Source organism: Microbacterium sp. SORGH_AS_0428 (assembly GCF_031453615.1).
GTDB lineage: Bacteria > Actinomycetota > Actinomycetes > Actinomycetales > Microbacteriaceae > Microbacterium.
The window spans coordinates 618,011-632,147 of the sequence record NZ_JAVIZT010000001.1 but is presented as its reverse complement, the minus strand read 5'-3'; the positions used below and the strand labels follow the sequence as shown (position 1 = coordinate 632,147).

Genomic DNA, 14,137 nt, shown 5'->3' with positions numbered 1-14,137 from the left:
TCATTGCCGGACGGGGAGGCCTCCTCTAGCGTGGAGGTAACCCGACACATGAAGGAGGCGCCCGCATGACCGCTGGCGAACCGCTCGGCGAGATCCCCCTCGCTGCCGACCTCCTCTTCACCGACGGTCTGCCCCAGATGGACGACGAGGTCGGATATCGCGGCGCCGTCGCCGCGCGCGCGGCAGGCATCACCTACCGCCAGCTCGACTACTGGGCACGCACCGAGCTCGTCGAGCCCACGGTCCGCGGTGCGTCGGGGTCAGGATCGCAGCGCCTGTACGGCTTCCGCGACATCCTGGTGCTCAAGCTCGTCAAGCGACTCCTCGACACCGGCATCTCGCTGCAGCAGATCCGCACCGCGGTCGAGCAGTTGCGCGTGGCGGGCATCCGCGACCTCACCGGCACCACCCTCATGAGCGACGGGGCGTCGGTGTACCTCTGCACCTCGAACGACGAGGTCATCGACCTCGTCAGCCGCGGCCAGGGCGTCTTCGGGATCGCGGTCGGCAAGGTCCTGCGCGAGGTCGAGTCCACGCTCGTCTCGTTCGATCCGCAGGTGCCGGACCCCTCCGACGAGCTCGCAGCTCGCCGGACACGCCGCTCGGCCTGACGTCCGTCTGACTCCGCCCGCGCGCAGCGGCGCTGGTCCCGGCGCGACACGCAAGAAGCGCCGCCGACCCCTCGGTCGACGGCGCTCACACGACGGTCACTGCGCGGGCGTGTCCTCGGGAGTCGCGATACGCCCCGTGCGCATGATCCGGTCCAGCAGTGCGTCGAAGTCGGCCGCGAGCTCCTGAGCGGAATCTCCGGGCCAGATGTGCAGGGGCTTCGCCGCACCCTGCGCCTGCTGCAGCGACGTGCGCTCGGGCAGCTGGGGCGAGAGCACGAGCGGACCGAACATGTCGCGTAGCTCCTTGATGCGGAACTGGTGCTCGATCGACTGGGGCCGAACGCGGTTCACGACGATGCCCAGGGGCTGGAGTCGCGGGGACAGACCGCGGCGGATCTCCTCGATCGCGCGGAGGGCGCGGTCGGCGGCGGCGACCGAGAACAGACCCGGCTCCGTGATCACGACGACGCGGTCGCTCGCCGCCCAGGCGGTGCGCGTGAGCGCGTTCAAGGAAGGCGCGCAGTCGATGAGGACGAGGTCGTAGTCGGCCTCGACCGTGGCGAGGGCCTCCTCGAGCTTCCACACGTCGCGCACGCTGGGATGCGGTCCGTCGAAGTTGATGGCGGAAGGGCTGCCGATCATGACGTCGATCGTGCCCGGGTGCACCTTCGTCCAGCCGCTGGAGGTGATCGCCTGCTTGACGACCTTGTCCTTGGGGTTGGCGAGGACGTCGGCCACGTTGAGGCGGCCGGCGACCTGGATGTCCATGCCCGTGGAGACATCGGATTGTGGGTCGAGGTCCACGACGAGGGTCCGCACGCCGCGCGCGAAGGCCGCCGAGGCGAGACCGAGTGTCACGGTCGTCTTGCCGACGCCGCCTTTGAGGGAACTGACGGAAAGGACGTGCACGCTTCCCTACGTTACCGTCCCCTAGGCTGTGAGCACACTCAACGATGTGTGAGGCGGCGCCCCCGGCCGCCGGACACCCCCGCCTCACGACGGATGCGAGGTCCCCATGTTCCGAAAGATCCTGGTCGCCAACCGCGGCGAGATCGCGATCCGCGCCTTTCGCGCGGCGTTCGAAGTCGGGGCCCGCACGGTCGCCATCTATCCCTACGAGGACAGGTTCTCCCTGCACCGGCTGAAGGCGGACGAGGCCTACCAGATCGGCACCAAGGGCGCCCCGGTGCGGGCGTACCTCGACGTCGAGGAGATCATCCGCGTGGCCGTCGAGTCCGGTGCGGACGCCATCTACCCCGGCTACGGCTTCCTCTCCGAGAACCCGGAGCTCGCCGCGCGCGCGGCCGAGGAAGGGATCGCCTTCATCGGTCCGCCGGCTCGCGTGCTCGCGATGGCGGGCAACAAGGTGACCGCCAAGCAGCACGCGCGGGATGCGGGGGTGCCGGTGCTCCGATCGAGCGAGGCGTCAGACGACGTCGACGCGCTTCTCGCGGCGGCCGAGGAGATCGGATTCCCGCTGTTCGCGAAGGCCGTCGCCGGCGGCGGCGGGCGCGGCATGCGGCGCGTCGAGACCGCCGGCGAGCTCGGCCCCGCACTTGCCGAGGCGATGCGGGAGGCGCAGAGCGCGTTCGGCGACCCGCGGATGTTCCTCGAGCAGGCCGTCCAGCGCCCACGGCACATCGAAGTGCAGGTGCTCGCCGACGGTACGGGGGAGACCGTCCATCTCTACGAGCGGGACTGCTCCGTGCAACGCCGCCACCAGAAGGTGATCGAGATCGCGCCGGCGCCCAACCTCGACGACGGCGTGCGCGCCGACCTGCACCGCTACGCCGTCGCCTTCGCCCGATCGATCGGCTACGAGAACGCCGGCACCGTGGAGTTCCTCCTCGAGACGACCGGCCCTCGCGCGGGCGAGGTCGTCTTCATCGAGATGAACCCCCGCATCCAGGTGGAGCACACCGTGACCGAGGAGGTCACGGACGTCGACCTCGTGCAGGCGCAGATGCGGATCGCCGCGGGAGCCACGCTGACCGAGCTGGGCCTCACGCAGCCCGAGATCCCGCTGCGCGGCGCGGCTCTGCAGTGCCGGTTGACGACCGAGGACCCGACGCAGGGGTTCCGGCCCGACACGGGCAAGATCACGACGTACCGCTCGCCGGGCGGCGCCGGCATCCGGCTGGACGGTGGCACCACGGCGGCGGGCTCGCAGATCAGTCCGCATTTCGACTCGATGCTGGCCAAGCTGACGTGCCGCGGTCGCGACTTCCCGGCGGCCGTGGCCAGGGCGCGCCGCGCGCTGGCGGAGTTCCGCATCCGCGGCGTCTCCACCAACATCCCCTTCCTGCAGGCGGTGCTGGACGACCCGGCGTTCGCCGCCGGGGATATCAGCACGTCCTTCATCGACGAGCGCCCGGAACTGCTGCGCGGACGGGAATCGAAGGACCGCGGCTCGAAGATCCTGAACTGGCTCGTCGACGTCACGGTCAATCAGCCGCACGGGACGAGGCCGGTGACGGCGTCGCCGACGGCGAAGCTCCCGCACCTCGACCTGCGCGCCCCCGCGCCGGCCGGGTCCCGCCAGCGCCTGCAGGAGCTGGGGCCGGCACGCTTCGCCGCCGACCTGCGCGCTCAGACGCGGCTCGCGGTCACCGACACGACCTTCCGCGACGCGCACCAGTCGCTGCTGGCCACGCGGGTGCGCACCAAGGATCTCGCCACCGTCGCTCCCTATGTCGCCCGGTCGACCCCGCAGCTGCTCTCCGTGGAAGCCTGGGGCGGCGCCACCTACGACGTCGCGCTGCGCTTCCTCGGCGAGGACCCGTGGGAGCGCCTCGATGCGCTGCGGCAGGGCCTGCCCAACATCGCGATCCAGATGCTGCTGCGCGGGCGCAACACCGTCGGCTACACGCCGTATCCGACGGCGGTGACCGACGCCTTCGTCGCGGAGGCAGCTGCATCCGGGGTCGACATCTTCCGCATCTTCGACGCCCTCAACGACGTGGCGCAGATGCGTCCGGCGATCGACGCCGTCCTCGCCACCGGCACCGCGGTCGCCGAGGCGGCGCTCTGCTACACGGGCGACATGCTCGATCCGGACGAGGACCTCTACACGCTCGACTACTACCTGCGCCTGGCGGACGAGATGGTCGCCGCCGGAGCGCACGTCATCGGCATCAAGGACATGGCGGGCCTGCTGCGCCCCGCCGCCGGGGCGCGTCTGGTCAGCGCACTCCGCGAGCGCTTCGACGTCCCCGTCCACGTGCACACCCATGACACGGCGGGCGGCCAGCTGGCGACGCTTCTGGCCGTCAGTGCGGCAGGGGCCGATGCGGTGGACGCCGCCGCCGCGCCGATGTCGGGAACCACCAGCCAGCCGTCGCTCTCGGCTCTGGTCGCCGCCCTCGCCCACACCGAGCGCGACACCGGCATCCCGCTCGGCGCGGTCGCCGATCTCGAGCCCTACTGGGAGGCGGTGCGCCACCTCTACCACCCGTTCGAATCCGGACTGCCCGGCCCCACGGGGCGTGTGTATCGGCACGAGATCCCCGGCGGTCAGCTCTCGAATCTGCGTCAGCAGGCCATCGCCCTCGGCCTCGCAGAGGACTTCGAGCTGATCGAGGACATGTACGCGGCGGCAAACGACATCCTGGGGCGCGTCCCGAAGGTGACGCCGTCATCGAAGGTGGTCGGCGACCTCGCTCTGCACCTGGCCGCGGTCCGCGCCGACCCCGCCGACTTCGCGGAGAACCCGCAGAACTACGACATCCCCGACTCGGTGGTGTCGTTCATGGCGGGTCAGCTGGGCGATCTGCCGGGCGGATGGCCCGAGCCGTTCCGCACGAAAGTGCTCGCCGGCCGCACGGTCGCCGACACCGCGGGCGCCCTCGACGAGACGGATGCGGCGGCGCTGGTCGAGCCCGGCACGGCACGGCGCACGACCCTCAACCGGCTGCTGTTCCCCGGCCCCACCCGCACCTTCCACGAGGCGCGCGACACCTACGGCGATCTGGCTGTGCTCGACACGGCGGACTACCTGTATGGGCTGACCCCCGGCGGTGAGCACGTCGTGGAGATCGAACGGGGCGTGCAGCTGTGGGTCGGCCTCGAGGCCATCGGCGAACCCGATGACAAGGGCATGCGCACCGTCATGACGACGCTCAACGGTCAGCTGCGACCGGTCTTCGTGCGGGATCGTTCCATCGTGGTCGAGGCTGCGCCCGCGGAGAAGGCCGACACCTCCAAGGCCGGTCAGATCGCCGCGCCGTTCTCCGGCGTGGTCACGCTCAAGGTGGCTCCGGGGGCGCGGGTGCGGGCGGGTGAGGCGGTCGCGTCGATCGAGGCCATGAAGATGGAGGCGGCCATCACGAGCCCCATCGAGGGCGTCGTCGAGAGGCTCGCGATCGGGTCGACCCAGCAAGTCGACGCGGGCGACCTTTTGGTCGTGGTCAAAGGCGCGCATTAGCCTGAGGTGGGCGCCGGCTCTCCGGCGACCCGTTGGGAGTACCTAAGCCATGCCTGATCGTGACGATCAGATGACCGGCCACGACGACGACATCCTGGACCAACCGGTCCGCGTCGACGCTGCCGGCATCGACATTCTCGGAACCCAGACCGCGCAGGTCGCGGTGACCCTGCCGGTCGCCGATGACGATGACGGACTCGACGACGACGTCGTCGCCGACGAGACGGTCCCCGTGGCCGAGCCCGTCGTCATCGCAACCCTGGAGGACACGGGCGAGTTCGCGCCCGTGCGCACCTCCGACCTTGACGTCCACGACGCGGAGATCGAGCCTCCCGCGACGGAGGAAGCCCCCGCTGCGGTCGTGCGCGCGCCCGAGCCCGTGACGTCGACCCCGACCACGCGGGTGCGTGTTCCCGTCGCGACGAACGAGCCCGTGGCGCCGTCGACGCCCTCGACGCCCGCGGTCCCGACGCGATCCGAGCCGACACCCGTCGCACCCGTTGATGCCACGCCCGCTCCCGTCACCCTTGCTGCGCGCCGGGTCGACCAGGAGGAGTCCAAGCGCGAGAGCGCTGACCTGCTGACGGCCGACCGGCTGCTGGAGACCGACCGGCTACCCAGGCGCGAGCCCGAGGGGGCGTGGCCGAACCTGGTCTACACCCTCAGCGGCGGCCGCGTGCGCCTGGGCGACAGCCGCCGCTCCCGCGAGCGGCGTGCGCTCGATGAGCGGATCGCCGCGCCCCTCGACGGCGGCGCACGCTTCGTGGCGGTCCTTTCTCGCAAGGGCGGCGTGGGCAAGACGACGGTGACCGCGCTGCTCGGGATGGCGCTCGCGGATGCCCGCGACGACCGGGTCATCGCGCTGGATGCGAACCCCGACCGCGGCACGCTCGCCGAGCGCGTGGGTCGCCCGAGCGGCAAGACCGTGCGCGATCTCGCCAGCCAGGCGGCACCGATCCACGGCTTCAACGAGATCTCGGCGATCGTCGCCCGCGACGACACGCGCCTGGACGTGCTCGCCTCCGACACCGATCCACACGTGTCCGAGGCGTTCGACGACGCGGACTATCGCGAGGTCGCCGCTCTGGCCGCGCATTACTACTCGATCGTGTTGACCGACACCGGCACCGGCATCGTGCACTCGGTGATGGATGCGACGCTGGAAGCCGCCGATGCACTCGTCATCGTCTCCGGACTCAGCGTCGACGAGGCCAGGCTGGCCTCCGAGACGCTCACGTGGCTGGAGACGAACGGCTACACGGCATTGGCGCGCTCCGCGGTCGTCGTACTGAACGCGTCGCGCCCGGGTGCGCCGCTGGTGCGCCTGGACGAGCTGGAGGAGCACTTCCGCTCGCGGGTGCGGCAGGTCGTGCGCGTGCCCTACGACGCGCGCATCGCCACGGGGAGCGCGATCTCCTTCCGTGATCTTCAGCCTGCGACACGTGCCGCGGCGCGCCAGCTCGCCGCCGTCGCGGTCGAGGGACTGCGCGTGGCGGCCGCGTCATGACGGTGCGCGCCATCCGGCTCTTCGGGGACCCCGTGCTCAAGAGCCGCGCCAGTGAGATCGTCGACATCGATGAGGGCGTGCAGGCGCTCGTGCGCGATCTGGTCGAGACCGTCGAGCTGCCGGGCCGAGCCGGGGTGGCCGCGCCGCAGATCGGTGTGGGCCTGCGCGCGTTCAGCTACAACGTCGACGGAGAGATCGGTTACATCCTGAACCCGGTGCTGGTCGAGGTCTCGGGGGAGCCGCAGCTGACGGGCGAGGGATGCCTGTCGGTGCCGGGTCTCTGGCACGACGTCCGGCGGTATCCGCACGCGAAGGTCGCCGGGATCGATCTCGACGGCAACGAGCTCGTGCTGGAGGGCGACGGTCTCATGGCGCAGGCGCTGCAGCATGAGACGGACCACCTCGACGGGATGCTGTACCTCGACCGGCTGGACAAGGAGCGCCGGCGGGTGGCCTTGCGCGAGGTTCGCGAGAGCGACTGGTTCTGAGCCACGAAGAAGGGGGCCCGCATCCGACATCGGATGCGGGCCCCCTTCTGTCTCGTTCAGGGGAGCGGAACGTTCTGCGTCGTCTCCTCGGGCGCCCGGTACAGCTGCTCGACGTCGTCGGCGAAGTCCGCGAGGATCACGTTGCGCTTGATCGACAGCTTCGGCGTGAGGTGGCCGCTGGCCTCCGTCCACTCCGTGGGCAGGATCACGAACTTGCGGATCGACTCCGCGCGGGAGACGCCGGCGTTCGCCTTGTCGATGGCCTGCTGCACCTCGGCGCGGACGGCGGGGTCGTGCGCCGCCTGGGCGAGGGTCAGATCCTTCGGACGGCCGTTGTTCTCCAGCCAGGTCGGCAGCATCTCGGGGTCCAGGGTGACCAGGGCCGAGATGAACGGCTTCTGATCGCCCACGACGACGACCTGTCCGATGATCGGATTGGCCCGGATCGGGTCCTCGAGGGCGGCGGGTGCGACGTTCTTGCCGCCGGCGGTGACGATGATCTCCTTCTTACGGCCGGTGATCGTCAGGTAGCCGTCTTCATCGAGCGAGCCGAGGTCTCCGGTCTTGAACCAGTCGCCGTCGAACGCCGCAGCGGTCGCCTCCGGGTTCTGCCAGTACTCCTTGAACACGTTCACGCCGCGGACCTGGATCTCACCGTCCTCCGCGAGTCGGATGCCGACGCCGGGGATCGCGGGGCCGACGGTGCCGATCTTGGACCGTGTGGCGAGATTCACGGTGGCGGGCGCGGTTGTCTCGGTCAGGCCGTAACCCTCGAGGATGTGCACGCCGAGGCTGTGGAAGAAGTGGCCGAGGCGCGGACCGAGGGGCGCGGAACCGGACACGGCGTAGCGCACCTGGCCTCCCATGGCGTCGCGGAGCTTGCTGTAGACCAGCTTGTCGAACAGCGCGAACTTGATCTTCATGCCGAGGGGGATGCGCCGCCCGTCCTGCAGGTAGGCGGAGTGATCGATCGCGACCTGTGCGGCCGAGCGGAAGATCTTGCCCTTGCCTCCGGCCTCCGCCTTCTGCTCCGCCGAGTTGTAGACCTTCTCGAAAACGCGCGGGACGGCGAGTAGGAAGGTCGGCTTGAAGGAGCCGAGCGCGGGCAGCAGCTGCTTCGTGTCGGGCTGGTGGCCCGTCTTCACGCCCGCGTGGATGTTGAGGATCGAGATGAAGCGCGCGAACACGTGCGCCGTCGTGATGAACAGGACGGTGGAGGCGCCGGGGGTGTTGACGACCTCCTTCAACGACGTTGCGGAGTTGCGCGCGAGCTCGACGAAGTTGCCGTGCGTCAGCACGCATCCCTTGGGCCGGCCGGTCGATCCCGACGTGTAGATGAGCGTGGCGATGTCGGCGGATTCGGCGAGAGCGCGCCGGCGCTCGATCTCTTCGTCGGGCACGGCGGAGCCGGCCGTGATCATCGTGTCCAGGTCGCCGGCGAACATCTGCCACGAGGAGCGCACGAGGGGGAGCTTGTCGCGCACCTCGGCAAGGCGGGCCGCGTGCTCGGCCGTCTCGACGAGGCAGGCCACCGCGCCGGAGTCGGAGAGGATCCATTCGATCTGGCTCGGCGAGCTCGTCTCGTAGATCGGCACCATGACGGCCCCCGCGTAGAACAGCGCGAAGTCGACCAGGGTCCAGTCGTAGGTCGTGCGGGCGAGGAAGCCCACCTTGTCGCCGGGCGCCACGCCCGCCGAGACGAAGCCCTTCGCGAGCGAGACGACCTGGCGCTCGAACTCCCGTGCCGTGATGTCGCGCCAACCGTCTCCGTCGGGGACGGCGAACAGCGGGCGGTCGGGAGTCGCGCGCACGCGCTCCACGAGCAGGTCGCTCACATTGGCGTGCGGGTCGGCGGGGACGATCGCGGGCACTTCGAACACTGTTGCGCTCATGTCGGCAGCTCCTTCGGTACCGGACGGGTTGCTATGAGACGCAAGTCTACGCATGCGTGGAACTGAGTCCCACCGTCGCGATCGTCGCGACGACTTGTTCCGGCCCTGCGGAAGGCGATCTGCGCTGCGCCGACTAAGCTTCTGGAGGCCTTACCGGACGAAGGGACGACAGTGTTCGCAGTGGGAATCGACATCGGCGGAACGAAGATCGCCGGTGGCGTGGTCGACGAGCGCGGCGTGATCGTGCGCAGGGCGCGTGTCGCGACCCCCACGGACGTGACGGGCATCGAGGTCGCCGTGTCGCAGATGATCACGGAGCTGTCGGCGGGCGAGCAGATCGTGGCCGGCGTCGCGGCTGCCGGTTTCATCGACCGGGAGCGTTCGACCGTGTACTTCGCTCCCAACATCGCCTGGCGCGACGAACCCCTGCGCGAGCGGATCGAGCAGCGCACCGGCGCGCGCGTGCACATCGAGAACGATGCGAACGCGGCAGGCTGGGCGGAGTACCGCTTCGGTGCCGGCGAGGATCTGCGCGATGTCGTGATGCTGACGCTCGGCACCGGGGTGGGCGGCGCTGTCGTGGTCGACGGCAATCTGCTCTCCGGCGGTCACGGCGTGGCCGCGGAGCTCGGTCACATGCGCCTGGTTCCCGAGGGGCGCACGTGCGGATGCGGTCAGCGCGGCTGCCTCGAGGTGTACGGATCGGGTCGCGCTCTCCAGCTCGAGGCGCGTGAGATCGCCGTCGACGCGGAGTTCGGCATCGGTGCGCGCCTGGCGGCGGCCTCGCGTGAGGAGGGCGGGCTCACCGGATCCGCCATCTCCCGACTCGTCCAGCAGGGCGATCCCGGCGCGCTCGAAGCGCTGCGCCGCATCGCGGTGGCCGTCGGCACGGCGTGCGGCGGGCTCGCCGCCATCCTCGACCCGGAGCGCTTCGTCATCGGCGGGGGAGTGTCCCAGCTCGGCGACGTGCTGCTGGAGCCGATGCGTGAGGCTTTCGCCGCCGCCATGCCCGCGTATGGTTATCGTCCGGTCGCCGATTTCCAGGTGGCCCGTCTCACGAACGACGCCGGTGTCATCGGTGTCGCGGATCTGGCACGACGTCGGGCGGTCGCAGGGGGCTGACAATGTTCTACTGGCTGATGAAGTACATCGTGATCGGACCGATCGTGAAGGCGATCTTCCGTCCGTGGATCGTGGGCCGGCGCAACATCCCCGCAAACGGCGCGGCCATCCTCGCCAGCAACCACCTGTCCTTCGCCGACTCGATCTTCCTGCCGCTGATGATCGACCGGCCGATGACCTTTCTCGCGAAGAGCGACTACTTCACCGGCCGCGGCATCAAGGGCTGGGCGACGCGAGTGTTCTTCAAGGCGACGGGGCAGATCCCCATCGATCGCTCGGGCGGCAAGGCCTCGGAGGGCTCGCTCAACACGGGTCTGCAGGTGCTCGGCAGGGGTGACCTGCTGGGCATCTACCCGGAGGGGACGCGCAGCCCCGACGGACGCCTGTACCGCGGGCGCACGGGCATCGCGCGCATGGCGCTGGAGGCCCGCGTCCCCGTCATCCCGGTCGTGATGGTGGACACCGACACCGTGATGCCCATCGGCCGGCGCCTGCCGCGCATCGGTCGCGTCGGCATCGTGATCGGCGAGCCGCTGGATTTCTCGCGGTTCGCGGGGATGGAGGGCGACCGCTACGTCCTCCGGTCGGTCACCGACGAGATCATGGTCGCCCTGCAACGCCTGGGCGCGCAGCGTTACGACGACGTCTACGCATCCACGGTCAAAGACCGCCTGGCGACGTCCTCGTCACGCGGGCTCGACACGCCCGCGGCGTCGCTAGACTGAGCGAATGCCCCACAGCTTGGACCCGCTCGATCACTGGCGCTCACTGCCGATCAAGCAGCAGCCCTCCTGGCCCGACGCCGACGCTGTCGCGGCCGTCTCGGCCGAACTCGCCACCCTTCCGCCTCTCGTCTTCGCGGGCGAGGTCGACCGCCTTCGCGATCGCCTCGCGACCGCCGCCTCCGGGCGGGCATTCCTGCTGCAGGGCGGTGACTGCGCCGAGACGTTCGCCGGTGCCACGGCCGAGCAGATCCGCAACCGGATCAAGACGCTGCTGCAGATGGCGGTGGTGCTGACCTACGGCGCGTCGATGCCGGTCGTGAAGATGGGGCGCATGGCAGGGCAGTTCGCCAAGCCGCGCTCGAGCGACACCGAGACGCGCGGCGACGTGACGCTGCCGGCGTACCGCGGCGACATCGTGAACGGCTACGACTTCACGGAGGGTTCGCGCACCGCCGACCCCCGCCGGCTCGAGAAGGCCTACCACACGGCCGCGTCGACGCTGAACCTCATCCGAGCGTTCACACAGGGCGGCTTCGCCGATCTCCGCGAGGTCCACAGCTGGAACCGCGGCTTCGCCGAGAACCCCGCCAATCAGCGCTACGAGGGCCTGGCGGCGGAGATCGATCGCGCCATCAAGTTCATGGAGGCGGCGGGAGCCGACTTCGACGAGCTGCGCCACGTCGAGTTCTACACCGGCCACGAGGGTCTGCTCATGGACTACGAGCGGCCGCTGACCCGCATCGACTCCCGCACGGGCACGCCCTACAACACATCGGCTCACTTCCTGTGGATCGGGGAGCGCACGCGCGATCTCGACGGTGCTCACGTCGACTACTTCTCCAAGATCCGCAACCCCATCGGCGTGAAGCTCGGTCCTTCGACGACGCCCGAGACCGCGCTGGCGCTCATCGACAAGCTCGACCCCGAGCGGGAGCCCGGCCGCCTCACGTTCATCACGCGGATGGGCGCGGGCAAGATCCGTGACGCGCTGCCGCCGCTGCTGGAGGCCGTGAAGGATGCGGGTGCGACACCGCTGTGGGTCACCGACCCCATGCACGGCAACGGCATCACGACGCCCACCGGTTACAAGACGCGGCGCTTCGACGACGTCGTCGACGAGGTGCGCGGATTCTTCGAAGCGCACCGTGCCACGGGCACCCACCCGGGCGGCATCCACGTCGAGCTCACGGGCGACGACGTGACCGAGTGCCTGGGAGGCTCGGAGATGATCGATGAGGCCACCCTTGCGACCCGCTACGAGAGCCTGTGCGATCCGCGCCTGAACCACATGCAGAGTCTGGAGCTCGCCTTCCTCGTGGCGGAGGAGCTCGAGAAGCGCTGAGCCCGAACGAGAGAGCCGCCCCGCATCCGTGCGGGGCGGCTCTCTCGTTTCGTCCGAGAAGCGGTGCTGCTCAGCCGGTCAGACTGAGCACGAGGCTGACGTTCGCGTTCTTGCGGATCCTGTCCTCATCGGTCGGATCCTGCGAGACGACCTTCGCGACGTTCGGCGCGGCATCCCAGTAGCCCGCGTACTTCGCCTTGAACCCGGCCGCCTCGAGCGTCTTCTTCGCTTCGCTCAGTGTCATGCCGACGACGTTGGGGACGGGGAACAGGGGAGGGCCGTCCGAGACGATGAGCTGGACGGTGTCGTTCGGTCGCCAGTCGCCGCCGCCCTCACGGGCGGAGATCCCGATCACTCGGCCCTCATCGATCGTGTCGCTCGTCTGAGACGCGCTGTCACCGGAGACTGTCAGACCGAGTGCCGTGAGGGTCTTCGTCGCGTCCGAGACGCTCATCCCCGACACATCGGGAACCGGGCCGCGGGAGACGGTGAAGCTCGCGCTGTCGCCCTCGTGCAGGGTGCAGCCGTTCGAACAGTCGAACGCGTCGCCGCCGGCGGCGGGGGAGACGGCCGCGGCCACGACGGTACCGTCGGCCGCGTCGGTGAACACGTACTGCGGATCGCCGACGGCGACGCGCACCTGCTGCATCGCGGCGGTCGCCGCATCCACCGTCATCCCGGCGAGCGCGCCGACGTCGTGCGGCTGGGGGCCCTGGGACATGACCACTCGCACGAGCGAGTCCTTCTCGACGCGTTCGCCGCCTCCGGGCTCGGTGCGGATCACCGCGCCAGCGGCCACGTCGAAGCTGTACTCGTCTGAACGCTCCACCCGCAGACCGCGGTCCACGATCTCTGCCTGCGCGGCTTCGAAGCTCTGCCCTTCCAGTGCGGGAACGGCGACGAGCGAGCCGGGGCCGGAGCCGAACCACCATCCGATCCCGCCCGCGAGAGCCGCGAGCAGCACGACCAGCGTCAGCAGCCACGCCCCCTTCGCGGATCGTCGGCGCGCGCGCCGACGCAGCAGCGTGGCGTTGTCGACGTCCTCGGCGACGATCGTGGGGCCGGTGCCCCCGAGCGGGAGGGCCTTGGTCAGCTCTCCGGAGTCCAGGCGGTCGTCGCTCACGGCCGTGCCCACCGCGAGTGTGCGCGCGACCTGCGGCGCGATGCCGAGCTCGCGCTCGATCTCGCGCAGCCGCTGCAGCATCTGATCCGCGTCGAGGGGCCGGGCGTCGGGGGAGCGCTCCGTCGCCCACAGCACCAGCTCGTCGAGCTGCTCCGGGACCGCCGGGTTCTTCACGCTCGGGCGGGGAACCGAATCGGTGGCGTGCTGATACGCGATCTGCATGGGCTGCTCGCCCTTGTACGGCTGCTCGCCGGTGAGCATCTCGTAAAGCAGGATGCCGAGGGCGTAGATGTCGCTGCGGGCATCGGCGCTGCCGCGCGTGACCAGCTCGGGTGCGAGATATGCGATCGTTCCGAGCAGCATCTGCCCGCTCGCCGTGTTCGCCGTGGTCGCACGCGCGAGCCCGAAGTCGCCGATCTTGATGCGGCCGTCTTCGGCGAGGAGAACGTTCTCGGGCTTGACGTCGCGGTGCACGATACCGGCGCGGTGCGCGGCGGCGAGGCCCGACAGCACCGCATCCATGATCGTGATGGTCTGCGGGACCGGGATGCGGCGCTGCTCCTTCATGAGCTCGCGCAGCGTGATGCCGGGCAGGTACTCCATGACGAGATACGCCATGTCGCTGTCCTGACCCTGGTCGAACACGTTGACCACGTGCGGGTCGGCGAGGCGTGCGGCCGCACGGGCCTCCTGGATGAAGCGACTCTGGAAGACGGTGTCGTCGCTGAGGTGGCCGTGCATGACCTTGAGGGCCACGCGTCGTTCCAGGCGCAGATCGGTCGCGACGTAGACGGTGGCCATGCCGCCGCGGGCGATGCGGGAGCGCACGCGGTATCGGCCGTCGACGAGACGGCCGATCAGCGGGTCGGTGCGCTGGCTCGTGCTCACGGTGAGAGTCTACGGA

General features: G+C 70.0%; 10 protein-coding genes. 7 read left to right on the top strand and 3 right to left on the bottom strand.

Features of this window, described 5'->3' with window-relative positions; genetic code table 11:
* Window positions 1-65: 65 nt before the first annotated feature.
* On the top strand, window positions 66-611 hold the full coding sequence (locus QE374_RS03145; RefSeq protein ID WP_309732102.1) for a MerR family transcriptional regulator: 546 nt from the start codon (window positions 66-68) through the stop codon (window positions 609-611).
* Window positions 612-707: 96 nt separating this feature from the next.
* Here QE374_RS03145 and QE374_RS03140 read toward each other — a convergent pair whose 3' ends face one another.
* Window positions 708-1,520, bottom strand: a complete 813-nt coding sequence (locus QE374_RS03140; RefSeq protein WP_309732100.1) for a ParA family protein — start codon at window positions 1,518-1,520, stop codon at window positions 708-710.
* Window positions 1,521-1,626: 106 nt separating this feature from the next.
* On the opposite strand from QE374_RS03140, the gene QE374_RS03135 reads away from it, so the two are divergent.
* From QE374_RS03135 to def, 3 genes are read left to right on the top strand one after another with little or no spacing between them, the layout of a single operon-like run.
* Window positions 1,627-5,034 (top strand): pyruvate carboxylase, encoded by a 3,408-nt coding sequence (locus QE374_RS03135; RefSeq protein ID WP_309732099.1) that lies wholly within the window; start codon window positions 1,627-1,629, stop codon window positions 5,032-5,034.
* A gap of 49 nt (window positions 5,035-5,083) precedes the next feature.
* Entirely contained in the window at window positions 5,084-6,541 is a 1,458-nt protein-coding gene (locus QE374_RS03130; RefSeq protein ID WP_309732097.1) for an AAA family ATPase, read from the top strand.
* Entirely contained in the window at window positions 6,538-7,029 is a 492-nt protein-coding gene (gene def, locus QE374_RS03125) for a peptide deformylase (RefSeq protein ID WP_309732095.1), read from the top strand. The genes QE374_RS03130 and def overlap by 4 nt, the downstream gene beginning before the upstream one ends.
* 56 nt (window positions 7,030-7,085) lie before the next feature.
* Here def and QE374_RS03120 read toward each other — a convergent pair whose 3' ends face one another.
* Window positions 7,086-8,921, bottom strand: a complete 1,836-nt coding sequence (locus tag QE374_RS03120) for an AMP-dependent synthetase/ligase (RefSeq protein ID WP_309732093.1) — start codon at window positions 8,919-8,921, stop codon at window positions 7,086-7,088.
* 171 nt (window positions 8,922-9,092) lie between these two features.
* On the opposite strand from QE374_RS03120, the gene QE374_RS03115 reads away from it, so the two are divergent.
* From QE374_RS03115 to QE374_RS03105, 3 genes are read left to right on the top strand one after another with little or no spacing between them, the layout of a single operon-like run.
* Complete coding sequence (locus tag QE374_RS03115) at window positions 9,093-10,043, top strand: ROK family glucokinase (protein ID WP_309732091.1); 951 nt, start codon at window positions 9,093-9,095, stop codon at window positions 10,041-10,043.
* Window positions 10,044-10,045: 2 nt separating this feature from the next.
* The gene (locus tag QE374_RS03110) at window positions 10,046-10,768 is read left to right on the top strand and encodes a lysophospholipid acyltransferase family protein (RefSeq protein ID WP_309732088.1); all 723 of its coding nucleotides are present in this window, start codon (window positions 10,046-10,048) and stop codon (window positions 10,766-10,768) included.
* Between the two features lie 4 nt (window positions 10,769-10,772).
* Window positions 10,773-12,110, top strand: a complete 1,338-nt coding sequence (locus QE374_RS03105; protein ID WP_137416717.1) for a class II 3-deoxy-7-phosphoheptulonate synthase — start codon at window positions 10,773-10,775, stop codon at window positions 12,108-12,110.
* 70 nt (window positions 12,111-12,180) lie between these two features.
* On the opposite strand, the gene pknB is transcribed toward QE374_RS03105, so the two are convergent.
* Entirely contained in the window at window positions 12,181-14,121 is a 1,941-nt protein-coding gene (gene pknB / locus QE374_RS03100) for a Stk1 family PASTA domain-containing Ser/Thr kinase (protein ID WP_309732086.1), read from the bottom strand.
* Window positions 14,122-14,137: the final 16 nt, after the last annotated feature.